We start from the raw sequence: 22275 nt of genomic DNA on the forward strand, positions 1-22275 counted from the left end.
TATATTAATTAAGCCCTCACAATAAGGATTCTATGAAAAAGCGATTAAACTGCTGGGAACACATGAAATGCGGCCGTCAGCCCGGCGGCGATAAAGTTAAAGAATTAGGCGTATGCCCGGCAACAACCGAGAAGAAGTTTGATACTGTAAATAAGGGCACAGCCTCCGGCCGTTTTTGCTGGAGCGTTGCAGGCACATATTGCAAAGGAAGGGTGCAGGGTACATTTGCAATGAAATTCGAAGATTGCGCCAACTGCTCATTTTTTAAACTCGTTAATGATGAAGAAGGCAGGGAGTTTGTCATGTTAGAAAAAAATATCAAGAAAAAATAGATAACGCCCGGCAACAATCTTTTTGCAATACAATAAACTCAATCCATTTAACCACTATATCCATACGGCGTACATAAAACTTCTGTTGGCACGCTTAGTCAAAGATATCGTATAATAATTTGCATAAAAATTATAAATACTTCATAGAGGATAATAATATTGGATATCGATAGAAACAACGCTGAGATGCCGGATATAGAGAGCAGTATTGAAAGCTGTAAGTCTGAAATGGAAGATGCATGCAAGGAATTCCTGAAGGCTACTGAAGAGTTCGTGTCGGAATGGTATAAGAACATCATCAAGAGCGGGCTTAACGCAAATGCAAAGACTGCAATTGAAATGGGCGAGGACGGGCTGCGCAAGATAAAGACAGAACTGAATGAGCTTCTTTTAAAACTCCCTGAGCTTGTGGAAAAACATGTCAATACAGACAAGTGGCTACATCGCGGGGAACTTCCTGAAGGCTTCAACAGAAGGTTCGGGATAAATCTTGTTAAAGACCTTAGCAATAATCATCTGCGCTATTATGTGCAGACCCTTCTCGGTTATGTCGGTGGATTATTGATGAAACACGGCCTTGCCGACAGCAAATGGGAGACAAAGTCAGGCGATGAACTTCCCACCTATAAAGTTGCCTGCATTTGGCCTGAAAAGATGGAAAACGCTCTGAGAAAGTATGCCGATTGCTGTGATAAATGGATAAACCTTGCCAATGACCTGACGAAGATCGAAAAGAAGAAGAGCGAGTCAGAGATCAGTGATCTGTGGGATAAACTGTAATTACGGTTATCCCGGCATTTCCAGGCTGATATTTAAGTCCAGACGGCATACCCGCCCTCTTTATTGAATAGCTAACCTGTTGAAATAATTAATATTTTATAATTGCCAAGTTTACTTTTCCTCATGTTTCTGGCATCCTAATGCAATGAGAGTCCTCTGTCTTGATTTAGGAGATGTGCGCACCGGCGTTGCTGTAAGCGATGCTATAGGTATGACGGCTAATGGGGTGAAGACTATTGAAAACAAAGACCCTATACCCGAGATAAAGAAGATAATTGATGATTACCTTGAGGAAATAGGCTCAGTCGTTGTCGGCCTGCCGAGGATGATGAACGGCACCATAGGCGCTCAGGGTGAAAAGGTCATGGAATTTGCAGAGAGGTTAAAGAATGAGATATCACTGCCCGTCGTTCTCTGGGACGAGAGGCTGAGCACCACAACAGCTGAAAAAGCACTGATCGAGTCGAACGTCTCAAGAAAGAAGCGAAAGGGCCTTCGTGACAAGGTCGCAGCTACAGTTATCCTCCAGAATTACCTTGACAGCAAGGGGAGATGATGAAGCGTTTTTTTAAACCTGCAGAGATCGTCTTTGTTTTGCTTAACCTCACCATCCTTGCAGCCATCATCGCATATGTAAATATTTCAACGCCGGTATCCTCTTATGACAACTGGCAGCAGATCGAGATCCCTGAGGGATCCAGCTACATACAAGGGCTTAATATACTGCAAAGAGAAGGCATTATAAAAAATAAAGGCGTCCTTCTCTTGCTCGGCAGACTGACAGCTATAGACAGAAGACTGAGGGCGGGTTATTACAACTTCAACACTTCCATGAGCCCATTGGATATTTTTAAGAAATTAAGTGATGGCGATATCATAGAGCATACCATCACAATCCCTGAAGGATCTGACCTGAATGATATAAGATCAGCATTTGCGAAGACAGGTCTTTTTAACGATCAATCCTGGCAGCTTGTATATGACAAGGAGTTCATTAATTCTATCGGAATAAAAGCGCCAAGCCTTGAAGGATATTTATTTCCTGATACTTATAATTTCACAAAGGGCGCGAACCCCAAAGATATCTTAAAGATCATGCACGACAGATTAAAGGAGAAATACGACAACTCATTAAGGACGAGGGCAGCAGAGATCAGCATGAGTGAAAACGAGGTACTGACCCTGGCATCCATTATTGAACGGGAGGCGCGTATTGACAGTGAAAGGGCTGTGATATCTGCCGTGTACCATAACCGGCTCAAAATTGACATGAAACTTCAGGCAGACCCGACCGTCAATTACGGCACAGAGCGCGCCGGAGACATGACAAAGATCGTGGACCTTAAAAATGTAACACCATATAACACCTATGTCATTAAAGGGCTTCCGCCCGGCCCTATAGCATCTCCGGGTATAAAGTCCATCAAGGCTGCCCTCTATCCCGCAGATGTTGCCTATCTCTTTTTTGTATCCAAGAACGACGGCACACATTACTTTTCAAAGACCGGGGAAGAGCATGTAGAGGCAGTGGCGCTTTATAGAAAAACTCAGGCAAAGACGACAGATGAAGAAACCGGAAAAGAAACTCAAAACTAAACAGATAACACTCGGCAGCCTTAAGATAGGCGGCGGTGCTCCGGTTGTTGTGCAGTCCATGACCAAGACCGACACCAGAGATGTGCCCTCTGTTGTGTCTCAGATAAAGAAACTCGAAGCCGCAGGCTGTGAAATAATCAGGGTTGCGGTTCTGGATTTAGATGCGGCAAAGGCGATAAAAGCTATAAAGAAGAAGATCAATATCCCGCTCATTGCCGATGTCCACTTTGACCATAAGCTTGCGCTTGAGGCCATGGCAAACGGCGCTGACGGGCTGAGAATAAATCCGGGGAATATAGGAAGCAAGAGCAAGACAAAAGAGGTGGTCAATGCTGCCAGAGACATGGGCATACCTATAAGAATAGGCGTTAATGCGGGTTCTCTGGAAAAGGACCTCTTAAAGAAATACGGGCATCCCGTGCCGGAAGCTCTCGTTGAGAGCGCAAAGAGGCACATTGATATACTTGAAGATATGAACTTCAGCGCTATCAAGGTATCGCTCAAGGCATCAGATGTAATGACGACCGTCGATGCCTACAGGCTCTTCTCAAAAAAGTTCAACTATCCCCTCCATATAGGCATATCAGAGGCAGGCCCTGCCTTCTCAGGCACTATCAAGAGCTCTATAGGGCTAGGGATACTGCTTTCTGAAGGAATAGGTGATACAATCAGGGTATCTTTGACAGCCGACCCTGTTGAAGAGGTAAAGGTTGCCTATGAGATACTCAAATCACTTCACATCAGGCAGGAAAGCCCTGATATCATCTCATGCCCGACCTGCGGCAGGTGTGAGATAAATATGAGAGGGCTGGTTGATAAGGTTGAGGCAGGACTTGTTAAAATAAAAAAACCGATAAAAGTGGCTGTAATGGGATGTGTAGTTAATGGCCCGGGTGAGGCGAGAGAGGCTGATATAGGAATAGCCGGCGGAAAAGGCGTGGGCATCCTATTTAAGCACGGCCGGATAGTTAAAAAGATAAAAGAGAGCGACCTCTACAAGACATTGATGGAGGAGATAGAGAAATATTAAAGATCAATAAGCAATTTAATTTCTTGTTATGCAGATAATCCATCAGGTAAAAGACATGCATTCATTGAGCAGGCTGCTCAGGGTGAGCGACCAGAGCATCGGGTTCGTCCCCACTATGGGTGCGCTTCATGAAGGGCACTTAAGCCTCATCAGACGCTCAAAGCAGGAGAACGACGTAACTGTCGTCAGCATCTATGTAAACCCGCTTCAGTTCGGGAAGAATGAAGATTTTGAAAAATATCCACGGCAGAGAGAGAAGGATATAGAGATGCTCTCATCTGTTGAAGCCGACACCGTATTCATCCCTGAAGACAATGATATGTTCGGAGAGCATGATACGACCTTTATCAATATAGGAGAGATAGGAAATATACTCTGCGGCGCCTCACGTCCCGGACATTTTGACGGCGTTGCTAATATTGTTGCAAAGCTTTTCAACATAGTCTCGCCTGACATCGCATATTTCGGGCAAAAAGATTTCCAGCAGTCGGTCATCATAAAAAAGCTGGTCAGAGAACTGAAATACGGCATTGATATAATAGTGTGCCCTACCGTCAGAGAGCCTGACGGCCTTGCAATGAGCTCAAGGAACCGTTACCTCACAGAAGCTGAAAGAAAAGCTGCACCGCTTCTTTATAAAGCGCTGAAACATGGGAGGAATCTCATATTATCAGAAAACATCAATGATCCATCGAGTATAAAGAAAGAATTAGAGACGATGCTGAAAGCAGAGCCTCTTGCTGATCTGAAATACGTGGAGATCCTCAACCCTGAAAGTTTTGTGCCTGTCAATAAAATTGAACTTCCTGTCATAATATGCCTTGCCGCTGCTTTCGGAAAGGCAAGACTGATCGACAATATGGTAATTACTAAAGAAGCTCCTTCTCAGAATAATTGTGCTTTATGACAGACAAACAGGCTTCAATAGATAATCCTGATACTAGATCCGTTCAATTAAAAGACCGCAAAGACGAGATCCTCACTCTTGCAAAGAACTACATAAAGGCAGCCTCAGATGAGATCAGGACTGAAGACAAAACCTTATCAAAAGAGGCGGAAAAATACCTGCTAGAATATGACTGGCCCGGAGATGAGAAAGAGCTCGAGGTCACCATCAAGAGGGCGTGCATATTATCCGACGGCCCTGAACTTCTGCTGAAAGACTTTGATATAAGCCAGAGACAGATCAAGTCGATCGGGAAATTCTTAGAGGATCGGCTCAGCGGCTTTATGCAGAGCATAAAAAGGTTTGACAGCTTCAACCTCTACAACATGGTCATCCCGGAGGTTGAAAAATCGCTCATTATGATGGTGCTTAAAGAGACAAGGGGCAATCAGTTCAAAGCAGCGAAACTGCTCGGAATAAACCGCAACACTCTAAGAAGCAAGATAAAGAAGCTCGGCATAATAACAAAGCCATAGGTCTCAAACCTTCAGCCTTATTGAAATCTTGATTGACATTACACTTTTTTTAGCTTACATTTAACCATGCAATTCAATGAAGAGCAAATAACTTTAACCGGGAGGGGTGTTATGAAAAAGAGTTGGAAGTTCCTTTATCTGTTTTTTGCTGTCACAGTTGTTAGCGGTCTGCTAATCTCAGGTTGCGGTCATAATACGGAGGAGATTGGTAAATATTTAATGGGAGGCACCATACAGGGACAGGCGCTGAATTCAGGAGGGGTTGTTTCCACATTTGCAGGCTCTCCAAATCAAGTGGGTTCTGAAGATGGATTTGGTGCGGGACCCCGCTTCAACAGGCCCTATGACATCACTACTGACGGGACAAATCTATACGTTACCGACAGGGATAACCATACTATAAGACAGATAGTGATCGATACAGGAGAGATAACAACCCTTGCAGGAACCGCTGGTTCTTCAGGCAGTACTAACGATACAGGAGCCTTAGCCCGGTTCAATCAGCCTACAGGCATCACAACAGACGGGACAAACCTTTATGTTGCTGAGAAAGAAAACCATACCATAAGAAAGATAGTTATAGCCACCAAAGTAGTAACGACACTTGCCGGATCAGGAGCCAGCGGGTTTGCAAACGGCACAGGAACCGCAGCCACATTTAACCAGCCCTATGGCATAACCACAGACGGGACAAACCTCTTTGTAACAGACCGGAATAACCACACGATAAGGCAGATAGTCATCGCAACCGGCGAGGTCACTACCTTGGCTGGAACCGCTCTATCTTGGGGAATTGCTGACGGCTTAGGAGCAATTGCCAGGTTTAACGAGCCACGCGGCTTAACAACAGACGGGACAAACCTTTATGTAACAGACTGGAATAACCATACGATCAGAAAAATTGTGATCGCAACCGGTGATGTCACTACTTTTGCCGGAGATAATACCACATCCGGTGATGATGACGGCATAGGAACATTAGCCAAGTTTTACAGGCCAAGGGGCATCACATCTGATGGTACAAACCTGTATGTGGCAGATTACTGGAACAATACTATAAGAAAGATAGTGATCTCTACGGCAACGGTTTCAACGCTTGCAGCTTCCGCAACGGCAGGATTTGGATTTGCTGACGGTACCGGAGAGGATGCAAGTTTTGATGAACCAAGCGGCATCACTACTGATGGAATCAGCCTCTATGTGACAGATAATGCCAACGAGACGATAAGGAAGATAGATTAGCTTTTTGCTATTACAGTTACTAAAAAATAAGGGGACGGCAAAAAACCGTCCCCTTATTTTTTACTTAAATCAAGAAACCCTTTTACCTTATAACTTCAAAAGCGCCAGCCCGACCTCAGGATCAAGAACTCTCTTCGCGTCAACGCCCTCTATCTCCATAATTATCACTTCAAGCACCAGAAATGCCTCTGAATTCTTCCTAAGGCAGCCTATCTTCATCATATCCTTCTTCCCGAACGCGCCGTGGAAATGTATCTTCGGCTCATCATCCTGCCAGAATATGGTTCCGATTCCGACTACCTCATGGCTCTCGTCAAGGCTCTTCCATACCGGCACAGGAGGCAGACTCTCATCTTCAGGGCCGACAACTATATCGCCCTTCTTCATCCCTCCCACAACATAAAGCACACCTGCCCTTATATCCTCTTTCTTTGCTATATCAACAAGCCCCTTAAGAACGTCATCCCCGTCATCAAACTTTGCGACTATCATCCTTCCCTGCCTGCCGACCTGATATTTCATATCCCCTCCTTGATCTTCTGAAGAAATTATACTATAACGACAATTCATAATGAAAAAGTGGAATTACGATAATCAAATTTTGTAAAATACAAGTCCTTTAAACTGACCAAAGGCGGAATATATATCTATGGATGAAAAGAAATGTCAGGCAGTGCTCAAAGCTCATCAGGAAGATGGCGGAAACATCATCTCCCTTCTTCAGGAGATACAGGAAGTTTTTGGTTACATACCGGAAGATGTGGTCTTCTGGTTCTCAAGAGAATTAAACATTCCCGCAAGCAATTTTTACGGCGTAGCAACATTTTATTCGCAATTTTACCTTAAGCCGCGCGGCAGGAATATCCTGACCGCATGCTGCGGCACAGCCTGCCACGTAAAAGGCTCAGGCGCTGTTATCAGCAAGATAAGGACTGACCTCGGCATACCTGAAGGTGAGACCACAACCAAAGATGCGCAGTTCACATTGGAGAGCGTGGCATGTGTAGGCGCATGCAGCATCGCTCCGGTATTGATAGCTAACAAGAAGGTCTACGGAAAGGTCACGCCTGAGATGGCATCCACTATGCTGAAAGAATTCAAAAAGGATACGGGTAAGTAATATGCCGGGAGCCAAGAGCAAAAAAGCCGCAATAAAAGATCTCACAATAAGGGTCTGTGTCGGAACAGGTGGGCTTGCAGCCGGAAGCCAGGAGGTCATAGATACCTTTACTAAAGAGCTGAAGCTAAAAGGTCTGAAGGCTAATGTAGAAAAAAAATGCGTTAACAAGACAGGCTGCCGCGGCTTCTGCGCCAAAGACGTGCTTGTCGATGTCATAATTGACAACAGCACATCAACATACCAGCTTATAACTCCTGAGATGGTAGCCGGTATTATTGAAGAGCATATTATCGGCGGCAAGCCTGTTGAGAAGTGGCTGGTCGGCCCTGATTATCACGCCTTCCATGATAAACAGACAAAGATACTTCTTAAACAGTGCGGCCATATAGACCCCGAGGATATCAATGCTTACATCGGTATAGGCGGATACAAGGGCGCTGAGAAGGCGTTATCATTAACGCCTGACAAAGTCATAGATGAGGTGAAGAAGTCAGGACTCAGAGGAAGGGGCGGCGCAGGTTTCCCAACTGGCGTCAAGTGGGAGTTCTGCAGCAGGAACGCTGAGAAGACAAAATATATTATCTGCAATGCTGACGAGGGCGACCCTGGCGCGTTCATGGACCGCTCTGTAATTGAGGGCAATCCGCATGCTGTTTTAGAAGGCATGATCATAGGCGGATACGCCATAGGCGCAAACTTGGGTTATGTATACATTCGCGCAGAATACCCGCTTGCGATCGAAAGGCTCAAGATAGCTATAAAAGAAGCGGCAAAGAAAGGGTATCTCGGAAAGAATATATTCAAGAGCGGTTTTGATTTCAATATAAAGATAAAGAAGGGCGCAGGCGCTTTCATATGCGGAGAAGAGACCGCTCTTATCGCATCAATAGAGGGCGAACGCGGAATGCCTCGCTCAAAACCGCCCTTCCCTGCCAACAAAGGGCTATGGGGCAAGCCTACGATCATTAATAATGTTGAGACTCTGGCAAACCTTCCGGCGATAATTACAAGCGGCGCAAAATGGTTCTCATCCATAGGCACAGAAAAGAGCAAGGGCACAAAGGTCTTCGCTCTTACAGGAAATATAAAGAACTCCGGCCTTATTGAAGTCCCGATGGGGATGCCTCTCAAAGAGATAATTTTTGACATAGGCGGCGGCATGGAGAAGAAAAACAGGAAGCTCAAAGCTGTGCAGACAGGCGGGCCTTCAGGCGGCTGTATCCCTGCCTCACATATAGATATGCCTGTTGATTATGAATCGCTGATGGCTATCGGTTCTATGATGGGCTCAGGCGGCATGGTCGTTATGGATGACGCGACCTGCATGGTGGATATGTCAAAGTTCTTCCTCTCATTTACCCAGAGCGAGTCATGCGGCAAATGCGTGCCATGCAGAGTGGGAACAAAGAGGATGCTTGAGATACTAACAAGGATAACCAATGGCAAAGGTAAAAAAGGCGACATCGACCTTCTGCTTGAACTCGGAAAAGATATCAAACTTGCATCACTCTGCGGGCTGGGGCAGTCAGCGCCGAACCCAGTGCTTTCCACCATAAACTTCTTCAGGGATGAATATGAAGCTCATATAAACGAAGGCAAATGCCCTGCAGGCGTATGCAAGGCGCTGCGCCAATATGTCGTAAATGCAGAGATCTGCAAGATGTGCGGCAAATGCTACAGCGCATGTCCTTCAGGATCTATAGCGTGGGAGAAGAAGCAGAAGGCTGTTATAGACAAATCAAAGTGTATAAAGTGCGGCGCGTGTTATGAAGCATGCCCGTTCGATTCGATACTATAAATTGGAAATCTTTCCTCATGGAGGATGCCTTGTCAGAGAATAAGATAAAGATAACTATCAACGGCATTGAGACCCTGTGCGACAGGGATGATACGATATTAAAGGCCTCAAAGAGGGCGGGCGTAAAGATACCAACGCTCTGCAATGATGACAGGCTTGAGCCGTACGGAGGATGCAGGTTATGCATTGTTGAGGTCAAGGGTGTACCGAGGCCGCTTCCGGCATGCACAACTCCTGTCACTGAAAATATGGAGGTCATTACTGAGAACGCTGACATCAGGAGGATAAGGACCAATATCATCGAGCTCCTGCTCTCTAATCATCCGAACGACTGCATGAGGTGTGAATCAACAGGAGACTGCACACTGCAGGATCTCTCTTACGAGTATGGCGCAACCGGCGCGCGCTACGCAGGTGAGAGATGGAACCTGCCTATTAAAGAGGATAATCCATTCATCACATATGAGCCGAACAAGTGTGTGCTCTGCGGAAGATGCACAAGGATCTGCAATGAGGTCGTTATGGCGGGCACGATAGAGCTGGTCGGAAGAGGCTTCAACTCAATGCCTGATACTGCTTTTGGAAAACCCCGCTCTCTTGATAACTGCGAGTTCTGCGGCCAGTGTGTCTCAACATGCCCTACAGGCGCGCTGACAGACAAGAAGGCGCGCGGCAAGGGGCGTTCATACGAGATGAAGAAGGTGAGGACGACCTGCTCATACTGCGGAACAGGATGCAATTTCGACCTTAATGTGAAAGACGGGAAAGTGGTAAAGGTGACATCAGCCTATGACGCGCCTGTCAATCACGGCAACTTATGCATCAAGGGCAGGTACGGTTATGACTTCATACACAGCAAAGACAGGATCACAACTCCTCTTATAAAAAAGAAGGGCAAGTTTGTGGAAGCCACATGGGATGAGGCGCTTGACCTTATAGCCATCAGATTCTCTGAACTGATGAAGAAGCACGGCAACGAGTCGGTCGGCGCATTCTCATCTTCAAGATGTTCAAACGAAGAAAATTTCCTTTTATCTAAATTCGTGCGCACGGTCTTCCTCAGCAACAACGTGGATAACTGCGCGCGCGTCTGACACGCTCCAACTGTTGCCGGTCTGGCAACAAGCCTCGGAGCAGGAGCAGCTACAAATTCTCTGGCGCAGATGCCTGATATAGACACACTCTTCCTCTTCGGTTCAAACCCGACAGAGGCGCATCCTATCGTTTCGCTTTATCTCAAGAAGGCTCTCCGCAACGGCGCAAAGCTTATCGTCGGCGACCCGAGAGAGACATGGATGGCAAAGCGCGCTGATGTATGGCTCAACCTCAAGCCCGGAAGCAACATAGCTATGCTCAACGGCATGGCGAATGTGATACTCAGCAAAGGATGGGAGAACAAGGCGTTCATTGATAAGAGAACAGAAGGTTTCAAAGAATTTGCAGCGCATGTCAAAAAGTATGACCTTAAGAAAGTCGAGAAGCTCACAGGCGTCGCGCAGGACAAGATAGTCGAGGCAGCTCGCCTTTACGCAAAAGCTGACAAGGCCATGATTGTCTACGGACTCGGAGTGACCGAGCACCAGACCGGCACTGAGAACGCGATGGCGATATCAAACCTCGCCATACTCTGCGGACATATCGGAAGACCTTCAACAGGCATCATGGCTCTGAGGGGACAGAACAATGTTCAGGGAGCATCAGACCTCGGCCCATTGCCTGCAACACTTCCGGGATACCAGTCTGTGAAAGACCCGAAGGCTCGCGAAAAATTCGGAAAGGCATGGGGCGTTCCCATTTCAGATAAGATAGGGCTCAAGTCAGTTGAGATGCTTGATGAATGCAAGGCAGGAAAATTTAAGGGCATCTTCATATTGGGCGAAGACCCTGCTCAGACAGACCCTGACCTCAACCATGTCAATGCCGCTCTCAAGGCTGTTGATTTCCTTGTTGTGCAGGACATATTCCATACAGAAACAACAAAGCATGCTGATGTGATACTTCCCGGCGCGAGCTTTGCCGAGAAGGACGGTACCTTCACCAACGGTGAAAGAAGGGTACAGCGCATAAGAAAGGCGATTGAGCCTCTTGCCGGCAAAGCTGAGTGGCAGGTGATATCAGAGCTTGCGACAAGGATGGGTTATGAGCAGCGCTACAATAATCCTTCAGAGATAATGGATGAGATAGCGAGCCTCGTGCCGCAGTACGGCGGAATAAGCTATGAACGGCTTGAGAAGCAGAGCCTCCAGTGGCCCTGCCCGACAAAAGATCATCCCGGCACAACCACGATGTACACAGACCTCTTCGCAAGGGCGAACGGGCTTGCGCTCTTCATGACGCTTGACCATAAAGGTTCAGGAGAGGTTCCTGATAAAGAATATCCATATGTCCTTATCACAGGAAGAGTGCGCGAGCATTATAACAACGGCTCTATGACAAGAAGGGTTCCCGGCATCATGGAACTTGTGCCTGAAGAGCTTGTTGAGATAAGTCCTGAGGACGCGAAGAAGCTCGATATAAAGAGCGGAGATATGGTTAAGGTCTCTTCAAAGCGCGGCACTGTAAAGGCAAAAGCAAAGGTCACAAAGCGTTCCCAAAAAGGCAACGTCTTCATGACATTCCATTTTGACAAGGCGCTTACGAACATAGTGACATCAGAGCACAGAGACCCGATAACAGGCACACCGGAGTACAAGGCATGCGCTGTGAATATAAGTAAGTAAGTTTTTCCAATTTTATATATCAAAAAAAGAGAGTCGCTTAATGCGGCTCTCTTTTTTTATGCTCTTACCGGCGCTTACGACGGAGTTTACCCCGTAGATGTTGATCTTTCTAGTTAAAATGTATGAGATTGCCGTTCACAACTACTGAAGAAATGTTAATTTCATTGTTAAAAATTGTTAAATTAGCTTCATATCCTGGCGCTATATAACCAAGCTTATTATTTAACGATAGATAATGAGCAGGATATGTAGAAGCCATTCTCAAAGCTTCATCCTTAGGTATGCCAACTTTCTGAATACAGTTTCTGACTGCAGTAGCCATGTCTAGAGCAGAACCTGCAAGAATATCATCTCCTGTTACACATTTGCCATTCTCAACACGAATAGAGTATGGTCCCAATTGAAAATTACATTCATGGGAACCTACAGGAGGCATAGAGTCAGTAACAATAAACATCTTGCCTTTTTTCTTGGCACTCCAAGCGATTTTAACACTTGAAAAGTGTACATGGAATCCGTCCACAATAATACCGCAATACAAGTCATCTTCAACTAATGCTGCACCAACTAATCCAGGTTCACGACTAGAGAATTGACTCATTGCATTAAATAAATGAGTCGCACAAGAGAGTCCTGCCTTCACTGCATTTTGTATATCTTCAAGTGTTGCATCGCTATGGCCTGCAGAAATTAAAATGCCCTGCGAACTTAACTGTGATAACAGTTCAGATTTGCACATTTCAGGAGCAAGAGTAATTAATGTTTTTCCATTATCTAAAGATGATAATAATGAGAGGTCAGTGTCAGATAAAGTTTGGATAAATTCTTTATTATGAACTCCGGCTTTTTTGGGATTGATAAATGGACCTTCTAAGTGAATACCTAAAATGGCTTTATCGCCATTTTTTATTAAGGAGCTAACTGATTGTATTGCTTCTTGAATTTTTTCTCTACTATCTGTTATTAATGTGGGTAAGAAATTAGTGGTGCCAAATTGTTGGTGAGCCTTTGCTATATCCAGTATAGTTTCCTTAGTAGGAGCATCATTAAAAAGCTTCCCACCACCACCATTTACTTGAAGATCAATGAACCCAGGAGCTACTGACTTTCTCCCTAAATCAATAATTTCTATCTCATCTGTTAAACTATCTTCATCTAAAATATCTACAATAGTATTTCCTTTAATTAAAATTGATTTATCATGAATGACCTGTTTTCCTGTGAAAATGTCACAATTCGTTAGAGCATACATTGCGTTCCTCCATTATTTTTTTAATTGGTTTACATGGGGCCCCCCAACAAATATAATCAGAAGGCAAGCTTCTTGTAACAACTGAACCGGCACCCACTATCGTATTCTCACCAATTGATATTCCATCTAAAATTGTACAATTGGCTCCTATCCATACTCCATCAGCAATTGCAATGCCGATAGCTGTCTCGCCTTGAAAGCGGATACTAATGTCACTTGTGTAAATATGTTCAGATGCTGCAATATAACAATGACCTGAAATCATTACATTGTTTCCGATTGTAACCCCACCGTGGCCTGCAATTATGTTGTATTCACCGATAGTTGTCCTTTCACCAATATCAATTAGGCCATTATAGTTGCGCAACACACTACCGTATTTAATTTTACTTCTGTAACCTAATTGGATAATTGATTCTTTCGATTCACCAAGATCAAAAAGGACATTTTTTTCTACATCAACATATTTGCCGATTAGTAATTTACCTTTACCACTTATCGTAACTGAGTCACCAAAATGAATATTATTTGTAACTAACGTTAGTTTTGTCTTCATTTTTTGATTTTCTCAATAACTTTGTTCCAAGGTATACTCATATACGCTGCAACGATAGCAATAATCCCAAGGTGAAATGAGTAGTTTTTAAAAAAAACTACTTTCAATATTTCGAGTAAACTTTTTAAATTATATAGGTAAATAAAACCTATGGTAGAATTCATTCCCATGTAGATAAAAAGCAACGAGAAAAGGAATAATAGCGTGTTTTGCAATTTTATTTTTTTCAACTTAACAAATTCTTTGTTAGTATCTTTGAGTTCAGTCGCTATACTGTCATTTTGAACTTTCAGAAATTCTAGAACAGAAAGAGATGTTTTACTAGATGAGATAAATGTAGAAATTGAATCATTTTTGTTAATAATGTCCACCACTTCATGGATTGGCAAATCTAACATCTCCTCGAATTTCAACCAAGCATGCAGACATTTAACGGTTGTACTTGCTTTGCCATCCCAATAATATGTATTACTTCTGTATGTTTCTTTTACATCTTGCAAAATAATAATAATTGCATTAAAAATTGATTTTTCAATGACAGCAATCGTTGAGGCATCAGTATCATGGTTTGCTCTCGCTACAACCAATGCGTCAATTAATGAACTCGCAGCAGATCCTGTAGTTGCTAAATCAATCCAAATTCCATTGATTTGCTTATTAATCAACGCATTTAATATTGCTGCAAAATTATCATAATGACTGATAGAAATTGCAGATTTTAAATACACAATTAAGTCTATTTCACTTAGTTTGTCTATTGATAAATTTGAAAGAATATCTTTAAGTTTTTTTTCTTCCTCAGGTTTTAATATAGATATCAATGAAAATGTGTTATAGGCTAAAGCTTTTTCCCTGTTATCGTATGAGTCAATACTATCTCTTATCCAATTTATAGTAGCTTTAGTATCATTATCATCAAGCCCTAAATAATACGCACGTAACCATAACAAAGCGCATGTAACTCCAAAAACCTCATCATATGAACCATTTCTATCGTGTGCTTCTTTTACATTATTTAATGATTTCTTCACTAGATTACGGTAATTTGCAAACTTCCCAGGAATGCTTTCCAGTGTTTGTAGAGATTCACAAGTACTCCAAAAACTACCATCTATATAGCCAGTTAGTAATTCCTCTTGAATACTGAATTCAGTTTGTTGTAATAGCCTTACAGCATATCTTTCCCGCCCTTTCACATAAAAACTTCTTGTACCTTCTTCATTTCCAATTATTAATAATGTCAGTTCACCAGTAGCAACTTTATCAGAAATTATAGACCTTATTTCCTCGGATAATATTTCTAAAGAGACGAAAGGACCAACAAGGAGAGTATGGTGCACTCCATTCTTTATATACTCCACTAAATGACTAAGGCTCTGGTTAATTGAATATTTCCTAAATGGATATTTCTTGGCAGTTAAGGTTCCTACTAGATAATCAAATGAAAGATTATGGTTTTTATCATTATCCAATATAGCAGTATTGTGACGCCCCTCTATCGTATATATAAAAAGATTTTGGATAAATTTTCTTTGTTTTTGCCAGTCTAATGTTAAAGACGAAAGAATTATTCGGTAGTTTGATGCTTCTTTTGTTGCAATAATTAATGGTCTTGATTCAGCATCAGACATATCTTCTACTAAAATATCCCAATCAGCGAGATTGGCATTATCCCAATAGTGCCAATATAGCCCTGGTAGGCTTTTGAAGCTTAAAAGGCTTTTTTGAACTTCAGTAATATTTATTTTATTCGGATAAAGTAAAAGAACATGATTCTCTGCTCCCTGTCTTATTTGTAATAATCCTTTTGAAGGTTTTTCCTCAAGATTACGAGGGGCTACTTTTATCTTTCCGATATCTTTTGGTAAGAAACTTAATGTTGGATTATCAATTTCAGAGATGCGTAATTGGTGAAATGATATAAAACCTAAGCCATGATTTAGTGCATCAATAAAAACTTTTTTAAAATTATCACTGTAAATTTCTTTCCTAATTGTTTTATCATTTAATGCATTCGAACCGAGAACGATTGCAGAATAACATTGTCTTGTTAAATTAATTGCTAAGGAATCAATATTATCTGCAGTATATAAACTTACCTCATATTCTAGTTCTTGCAGTAAAGGACGAGCATCAGCATAACCGTAATGCGCCATTTCAGATTGGTTCTGAACTAAAGCGACCCTATACATTTTGCTCTCCTTTTAAACTAACTATAATTGCCTATTTTATGTTTCAAAAATCATCAAACGATATATTAAGACATGCTGTCACTTTCATATAATTATATTTTTTATTCAAACTCTAATATTCCAAAAAACTGGGGAAGGTGGAAATTCGGCTTTGGATAATCCACTAATGCCCAAGTTAACCAATGTGGATGTGATGTATTGTCTGCACATTTGTAAAAATTAGCTCGCCAAGTAACGCATGGAGCGGGCGGACTTATATGACAGTATTTATTGATTAATGAAATAGGAAGACGATACTCAACGGTCCACGTAACCGGTTCTTGAATCTCTGGATCAATAATATTTGGCAACGAATGCACACTTCTTATTGTCTTACATTCATTTTTAGGTATTATAATGCTATCTCTCCCCGGCGCCTTCCGAAAGTGAAAACGCATAGTTCCTCCACAATTCATTTCAAGATTAAAATATCCTTTAGATATGTCAGAATTAGGAGTGAAGAAAAATTCGACACAACTATCCATAGCAACACTATCCTGATGCTCTGAAGCGACTGCACGAACATATCTATCCTCAACTCGAAATATTGCGTATATTGCATGATCGTCATAAGCAATTTTCACTTCAGCCTTCGGAAAGTGGAATGGTTTCTGACCCATATGATTCTGAATCAACGCGGATTGAATATCCTTCCAAGGTAATTTTTCCCAGTTTGCATCAATTTGCAAAGGGTGTATCAGTTTTTTTACTTTATAAAACATACTTGGCATAAATCGTGATATCCAAAAAAGTTATAAGCAATCATTATTTAATTATTGACTGTAACATTATAATAATTAACTATTAATCATTCAAGGTATCAAAGTTATCTTATAAGTTAATTTTGTTAGTATTTGCATAATATAGTTGCCAAGGAGATTGGACTGATATAGCCCGCACTTCCCTAATCAAACCTTCATCAACATCATCCGCGATCCTGACGCTGCCATCAAAAAAACCTGGATTCCCGCCCAAAGTATCACGGGAATGACAAAGTAAGAAACTTAATATTTCTGGTTAATTCGTTATCTTGACGGATTTTCTCCATCTATATAAACTGGAAGCAGTAAAATTGTTTTCAATGTAAACTCCTTTTGACAATACAACCAATTGGTTGTAAGATACAAAGCGATGAAAAGCGACCTTGATAAACATATTAAAAGAATGTCAAAAGATAAGGACTTTAAATTATATTTTGACAAGGCGGAAGCAAAGAGAAATATCGCACAGGAGATAGCAGCCCTGAGAAGAACAAACCATCTCACGCAGGCTCAGTTAGCTGAAAAAGTAGGCACCAGGCAGCAGGTGATCTCAAGGATGGAGAGCCCTAATGATAACCGAATGCCCTCACTCGACTTTCTCGCTAAGATAGCAAAAATATTTAACCGAAGACTTGTTATTTCATTGCTAAGATAAAAATGTGTTAGGTGGCAGCTAACTCTGCGGAACTGTTGTGCCTATTTTTTATCCTAATGGAGTTTTATGCTTATGTTAGTCCCTGAAATTTCTAATTATGTAAAAAAATTCATTTTAGGGCTTCTTACTCCTATGGGCCGACGCTGACGGGGGCCGCGAGGCGCATATGGAAAGAGTCCAGCAAATCACGGAAGGCCTCGGGTTCGATTCTGACATCGCCGCTGAAGGGGTGTTGCAGTGAGAGCGTGACCAGAAGGCCCAACATCACGATCAGCATGATGCATCCCATAATCACGATCTGAACCCATGCGTGCTTGCTGGAAAATAGTAGCGAATAAGCCACGGTCGGCACCGCGCCGATCAATAACACCATCCAGAGGACGCTGTGGACTTCCATCCTGCTATGCAGGATACGCAGTCGGCGGGTGCCGCTGAGCTCGTTCATCCGCCCGAGATAGTGGTTCATATAAGTTTCCTGGATCTTTGTTTTTGGCTCGAAGATGTACGTGATAGCCCATAAGTGTTCATAGATTGCTTCGGTCTTCGGGTGGGCCTTGCCGCTCGCTGCCATCGCCGGCCATTCGTCATCTATTACCGATCGAGTATAGGCGGTCAAATTCTTCTGGATGTCGTCGCGGATAAAGGGGCGGGCTGTTATGGAATCGCGCCAGAGCTCGCTGAGGAGAGTCGTCTCATACATGACGAGCTTTTCCGTTGTCTCAAAACGCTGCCAGGCTACTACGATGGTGAAGGCCAGCAACACGCCGTATATCAGGCCGTAGACGGCGTAGGTGAAGCCGACCAGTTCGTTGTTTTCCTTAAAGGCCGGATGCTGCCAGATGCGGCGGATCAGACAGACCGCCAGCCAAGGCACGGCCACGCTCAAAGCCATGATTATGATCACACTCATGCTCAGCGGCCATTGCACAACTGTATGCATCCAGCCAGTCATAGTTGCCGTTCCTCCTGTTCAGCCATGTTCTTCGTCAGCCATCGAATCGGCTCTTCCTTCCAAACGCCGACTGTGAGGCTACGCCTAATTCATCGAGGCATTCCTGCTGACTCGTTCCCCTGGCGTGTAAGGGAACAGTCTCCATCACGCAAGGAGAGTGTGAAATTGAAGGGAAGATAAAGATTTATTTCACCATCAAGTATTCGCCTTCATCCTGCGCTTCGTTTATGTTTGCATTAAGATCAAAAATTGCTTTATGTCTCAGAGCGCCTTGAATTGCGCTGAATTTCCCGGTTCCTCCGTCAAGATGTTTGACAGCGCTGGCGGTACTCGTTTTTGTCCCGTCAGGATTTGTTATTGTTTGGCTTATACCATCAAACTCGTAATTGATCTTATCGCCGTTTTCCATGATATATTCACCATACGCCCGCAAGCTGCCATTAAGGTCAATATAATCGCTGCTGCCTCTCAGCCACTCTTCCTTGACCTTCACGCCTTCAAACTCCGGCGGGTTATTGGGAAAGGTGCGATGGAGTTCGAAAATACGGATCTGATGGTTTGCGCTGACATCAATCGTGTATTGCTTCGTGTATTTGCTGTTTTCAGCAGCAGACCTGAAAGAGACCTTTTTCTTTTGCTGCGCCCACCCTTCCGTAGCCCCAAACAAAGCAATTCCTGCACTCATGATTACAGCCAGTAAAATACTCAAAACTATAACAGTTGACTTCTTCATTTTTTTCTCCTTTCTTTTTTCCATGTTTATTTCTTGTTTCACCCTCTCTCTCCTTATAATCGAGGGTATTTCAACCACACAAATCTCTTTACCTCATGCTCCTCCTTTGTTCAATATCCGCGCTGCAGGACCTGCACAGTGCAATGGGCTGCGCCGTATCCGCCTGTCAGATTACGAAAATCCATCCATGTGGCGTTGACCCCCATATTTGCGAGCCGCTCTTTATAGTCTTCGCTCACGCCGTCTATGCCGAGTATCCGATTGGCTGTGGTCGTCAGGAAGTTGATGCCGTACTTTTCCTGGTCTGCATTGGAAACATGTATCAGAGTAAATCCGAGGTTCTTTTGGACATAATCAACGAAGTCAGCATCGGATATGACTTTCTTGTATTGCCCATCAGCCATTTCATACACATCCGCTTTCAGCACACGTCCTTCAACTCTGTTCAGCCTTTCCTCCACAAGGACGGCTAGATTCGGCCCGATAATATTGAAATAAGTGTCAAGGTGCATCTGCACCTGGTTTTGCCATGGCTCCTTGACAGCCACCACTCTGAAGGCGCCGAAGACCTGATTATCCAGCATCTGTCTCAGCGCCTCGCTGTTAGTGCGCAGCCCCTGTCCGATAAAGGCCGTGTCTCCCGCCGGCAGAAAATCTCCCCCTTCCAGCCGCCCCTCGCCTGTGACCTCATAGATAGGCGTGACGCCCAGTTTCGCCAGAGCGAATTTGATTATTTCAGTTTCCGCAGCGCGCTGGGGCGAATTCATTTTAGAGATCACAATGCCATTAGCAGTGGTGATCATCTGATCGCGGAGAAAATAGAGGTTCATGACGGGCGCAGCTTCATAGGTCGCAGTCAGGCCGGTATTGATATCCGTGGTCTGCAGATGGATGGTCGGGCGCTGAAGTATAATTGAAACAAGTTCCTTTGGATGCAGGGACGAGATCACTTCATTTTTATATGCGATCTGCTCAACCTGCATGGGCGCTGGAAGGGCTGATGAGTCAAAACTCAGAATAGTTGCGGCAAAGCTGCGCAGGGCTTCCAGGTCAGCGCCCTCTATAGGCTGCCCCTTATCATCAACCGTGCCGGTAAGCAGCGCGTCAACAACGGTATGCACACGCACGCCTTCTGCTTCAAGGAGGCGGATGTAATTGCGATGCTCTTCGGCGGCCCCGTCAATGCCGAAGGCCCTCTCAAACAGCGCTGCCGCCGGATGGACTACACCGAGGAAAAGCTCCTGATCCGGCGTATGCACAAGAACTTCTCTTACCGGCTCCCATTCGGCGTGATTTCCGACCTGTACTATTGTATCAGCCCCTGCGTTCCTCGCGGCAGAAATGCAGCCCGACAAAGCTGCGGACAACAGAATAAGTGATAAAAGGAGGATGATCCCGCGTATCTGTTTCAAACTTATGTGCCTAAGTCTTTTCATATGAATCTCTCCTTCATGTGTATTTTAATCTGCAGGAGTTGTTTCACTCTGAGTGATCAGGCTTCAAGCACTTCCCTAATCAAACCTTCATCAACATCATCCGCGATCCTGACGCTGCCGATGGATTCGGGAAGGATGAATATCACCTTGCCTGCCTTTGCCTTCTTATCCACCTTCACGGCATTGATGATGTCTGAAACAGGAACGCCTGTCGGCAAATCAACTGGAAGGTTATATGATTCAATAAGAGCTTTCAACTGCGCTGCGAGACCTTTGTCAAAGATGCCTTTCCTGACTGCAATGTCTGCAGCATAGCGCATTCCTATTGCAAGCGCCTCACCGTGAAGATACCTCTTGTATCCTGTGGCTGTCTCTATCGCATGGCCGATGGTGTGGCCGAAATTAAGGATAGCCCTTAAGCCAGTCTCTCTTTCGTCCTTTGATACAACATCCGCCTTTATCTCACATGAGCGTTTTACCAAATATATGATGCTGTCTCCAAGCGAAAGGATATCTTCCCTTTTGTTCTTCAAGTAATCAAAGAGTTCACGGTCAGCTATCACACCGTATTTTATGACCTCTGCCATGCCTGCGGCCAGCTCTCTTTTTGGAAGGGTCTTTAAGGTATCAACATCTATCAGCACAAGCGAAGGCTGATAGAACGCGCCTATCATGTTCTTGCCGAGCGGATGGTTAACACCTGTCTTTCCTCCTACTGAACTGTCAACCTGTGAAAGAAGAGTTGTAGGAACCTGGATAAACCTGATTCCCCTCATATAGGTGGCAGCTACAAAACCGGTAAGGTCTCCGACAACACCGCCTCCAAGTGCAATGATAAGCGAGCTCCTGTCAAACCTCGCCTTAAGAAGATTGCCGTATATGTTATTCGCCCACTCCAATCCCTTATGCTCCTCTCCATCCGGCATGAGAAAAACTTCAGGCGTAATGCCGTGTTCTTTCATAGAGGCAAGGACAGTATCTTTGTAAAGCGGAAAGACGGTCTCATTGCTGATGATGGCGACCTTTGAGGGCCTGAACTCCTTTATCCTGAGCCCAAGCTTGCTGAGCAGGTCATGCCCGATGACTATCTCATAGCTCCTGTCATCAAGCCCTACATTGGCGCTCTCAGTATCAAGGCCAAGAATAGATATTATCTTTTCAGCGGTCTCGTCAGGCGTGATAAAATCAGTCTTGATAAAAGCATCAGCCTGTTTGTAAAACTCCTCTCTCTCTGCAAGGAGTTTCTTTATCTCGTTAAGCGGCTCTTCAACATCAATCAGAGGCCGCTTGCCGCCCTCAAGCATGACACGCTTAAGGATTATCTCGGGGCCTGCGGTAAGGCAGAATATAACCCCTCTTCTGCGCAGGTTCTCAACGTTCTGCCTGTTCTTTATTACGCCGCCGCCTGTCGCTATAACAACATCCTTCTTTTTTGATATCTCCGCAACTATCTCAGATTCGATCTTTCTGAAGTGATCCTCACCCTTCTTTTTAAAGATAAGGGAGATGGGCATACCCTCGCTCTCTTCGATAAGCACATCGGTATCAACAAAAAGATAGCCGAGCTTATCGCTCAGCTCCTTGCCGACAGAGGTCTTGCCTGTGCCCATAAAACCTGCCAATACGATCTTCATAATAGCCTTGAATTAATTACAGGAG

The 22275-nt window shown here is 44.0% G+C and carries 21 protein-coding genes; 12 read left to right on the plus strand and 9 right to left on the minus strand.

What is annotated here, in order from left to right; genetic code table 11:
• The first annotated feature begins 32 nt into the window (after window positions 1-32).
• The 8 genes from Q7U10_03920 to Q7U10_03955 all read left to right on the plus strand — a co-directional run bounded on the left by Q7U10_03920 (window position 33) and on the right by Q7U10_03955 (window position 6402).
• Entirely contained in the window at window positions 33-332 is a 300-nt protein-coding gene (locus Q7U10_03920; protein ID MDO8281757.1) for a hypothetical protein, read from the plus strand.
• A gap of 159 nt (window positions 333-491) precedes the next feature.
• Window positions 492-1112: a hypothetical protein gene (locus tag Q7U10_03925; GenBank protein MDO8281758.1), complete on the plus strand. Its 621-nt coding sequence runs from the start codon at window positions 492-494 to the stop codon at window positions 1110-1112.
• A gap of 145 nt (window positions 1113-1257) precedes the next feature.
• Window positions 1258-1668: a Holliday junction resolvase RuvX gene (ruvX, locus tag Q7U10_03930; GenBank protein ID MDO8281759.1), complete on the plus strand. Its 411-nt coding sequence runs from the start codon at window positions 1258-1260 to the stop codon at window positions 1666-1668.
• Window positions 1665-2708, plus strand: a complete 1044-nt coding sequence (gene mltG / locus Q7U10_03935; GenBank protein ID MDO8281760.1) for an endolytic transglycosylase MltG — start codon at window positions 1665-1667, stop codon at window positions 2706-2708. Before ruvX ends, mltG begins: the two co-directional genes overlap by 4 nt.
• Complete coding sequence (gene ispG / locus Q7U10_03940) at window positions 2677-3738, plus strand: flavodoxin-dependent (E)-4-hydroxy-3-methylbut-2-enyl-diphosphate synthase (GenBank protein MDO8281761.1); 1062 nt, start codon at window positions 2677-2679, stop codon at window positions 3736-3738. Before mltG ends, ispG begins: the two co-directional genes overlap by 32 nt.
• A 28-nt stretch (window positions 3739-3766) precedes the next feature.
• Window positions 3767-4645, plus strand: a complete 879-nt coding sequence (panC, locus tag Q7U10_03945) for a pantoate--beta-alanine ligase (GenBank protein MDO8281762.1) — start codon at window positions 3767-3769, stop codon at window positions 4643-4645.
• Window positions 4642-5160: a helix-turn-helix domain-containing protein gene (locus tag Q7U10_03950; GenBank protein MDO8281763.1), complete on the plus strand. Its 519-nt coding sequence runs from the start codon at window positions 4642-4644 to the stop codon at window positions 5158-5160. The genes panC and Q7U10_03950 overlap by 4 nt, the downstream gene beginning before the upstream one ends.
• Window positions 5161-5271: 111 nt before the next feature.
• Window positions 5272-6402, plus strand: a complete 1131-nt coding sequence (locus Q7U10_03955; GenBank protein MDO8281764.1) for a hypothetical protein — start codon at window positions 5272-5274, stop codon at window positions 6400-6402.
• 87 nt (window positions 6403-6489) lie between these two features.
• Here the strand turns inward: Q7U10_03955 and Q7U10_03960 are convergent, their stop codons facing one another.
• On the minus strand, window positions 6490-6924 hold the full coding sequence (locus Q7U10_03960; protein MDO8281765.1) for a DNA-binding protein: 435 nt from the start codon (window positions 6922-6924) through the stop codon (window positions 6490-6492).
• A gap of 127 nt (window positions 6925-7051) precedes the next feature.
• Here Q7U10_03960 and Q7U10_03965 point away from each other — a divergent pair, with 127 nt between their 5' ends.
• The 3 genes from Q7U10_03965 to fdhF are packed head-to-tail and all read left to right on the plus strand — an operon-like array spanning window position 7052 to window position 12040.
• On the plus strand, window positions 7052-7522 hold the full coding sequence (locus Q7U10_03965) for an NAD(P)H-dependent oxidoreductase subunit E (GenBank protein MDO8281766.1): 471 nt from the start codon (window positions 7052-7054) through the stop codon (window positions 7520-7522).
• A 1-nt stretch (window position 7523) separates the two neighbouring features.
• Window positions 7524-9320 (plus strand): NADH-quinone oxidoreductase subunit NuoF, encoded by a 1797-nt coding sequence (nuoF, locus tag Q7U10_03970; GenBank protein MDO8281767.1) that lies wholly within the window; start codon window positions 7524-7526, stop codon window positions 9318-9320.
• Window positions 9321-9337: 17 nt separating this feature from the next.
• Window positions 9338-12040, plus strand: coding sequence for a formate dehydrogenase subunit alpha (gene fdhF / locus Q7U10_03975; GenBank protein ID MDO8281768.1), 2703 nt, complete (start codon window positions 9338-9340; stop codon window positions 12038-12040).
• 109 nt (window positions 12041-12149) lie between these two features.
• On the opposite strand, the gene nagA is transcribed toward fdhF, so the two are convergent.
• The 4 genes from nagA to Q7U10_03995 form a co-directional block, all read right to left on the minus strand.
• The gene (gene nagA / locus Q7U10_03980; GenBank protein MDO8281769.1) at window positions 12150-13292 is read right to left on the minus strand and encodes an N-acetylglucosamine-6-phosphate deacetylase; all 1143 of its coding nucleotides are present in this window, start codon (window positions 13290-13292) and stop codon (window positions 12150-12152) included.
• Complete coding sequence (locus Q7U10_03985) at window positions 13270-13848, minus strand: acyltransferase (protein MDO8281770.1); 579 nt, start codon at window positions 13846-13848, stop codon at window positions 13270-13272. Before Q7U10_03985 ends, nagA begins: the two co-directional genes overlap by 23 nt.
• Window positions 13845-16040, minus strand: coding sequence for a hypothetical protein (locus Q7U10_03990; protein ID MDO8281771.1), 2196 nt, complete (start codon window positions 16038-16040; stop codon window positions 13845-13847). Before Q7U10_03990 ends, Q7U10_03985 begins: the two co-directional genes overlap by 4 nt.
• A 101-nt stretch (window positions 16041-16141) precedes the next feature.
• Entirely contained in the window at window positions 16142-16810 is a 669-nt protein-coding gene (locus tag Q7U10_03995) for a carbohydrate-binding family 9-like protein (GenBank protein MDO8281772.1), read from the minus strand.
• Between the two features lie 433 nt (window positions 16811-17243).
• Between Q7U10_03995 and Q7U10_04000 the strand changes: the two genes are divergently transcribed.
• On the plus strand, window positions 17244-17495 hold the full coding sequence (locus Q7U10_04000; GenBank protein ID MDO8281773.1) for a helix-turn-helix transcriptional regulator: 252 nt from the start codon (window positions 17244-17246) through the stop codon (window positions 17493-17495).
• A gap of 130 nt (window positions 17496-17625) precedes the next feature.
• Here the strand turns inward: Q7U10_04000 and Q7U10_04005 are convergent, their stop codons facing one another.
• From Q7U10_04005 to aroB, 4 genes are all read right to left on the minus strand, one after another.
• Window positions 17626-18447, minus strand: coding sequence for a DUF4239 domain-containing protein (locus Q7U10_04005; protein ID MDO8281774.1), 822 nt, complete (start codon window positions 18445-18447; stop codon window positions 17626-17628).
• Between the two features lie 184 nt (window positions 18448-18631).
• A complete protein-coding gene (locus tag Q7U10_04010) occupies window positions 18632-19180 on the minus strand; it encodes a hypothetical protein (GenBank protein MDO8281775.1) in 549 nt (182 codons plus the stop codon).
• 110 nt (window positions 19181-19290) lie between these two features.
• Complete coding sequence (locus tag Q7U10_04015; protein MDO8281776.1) at window positions 19291-20616, minus strand: arginine deiminase family protein; 1326 nt, start codon at window positions 20614-20616, stop codon at window positions 19291-19293.
• Window positions 20617-20672: 56 nt separating this feature from the next.
• Complete coding sequence (aroB, locus tag Q7U10_04020) at window positions 20673-22250, minus strand: 3-dehydroquinate synthase (protein MDO8281777.1); 1578 nt, start codon at window positions 22248-22250, stop codon at window positions 20673-20675.
• Between the last annotated feature and the right edge of the window lie 25 nt (window positions 22251-22275).

The organism is Thermodesulfovibrionia bacterium, from assembly GCA_030646035.1.
Lineage (GTDB): Bacteria > Nitrospirota > Thermodesulfovibrionia > UBA6902 > UBA6902 > JACQZG01.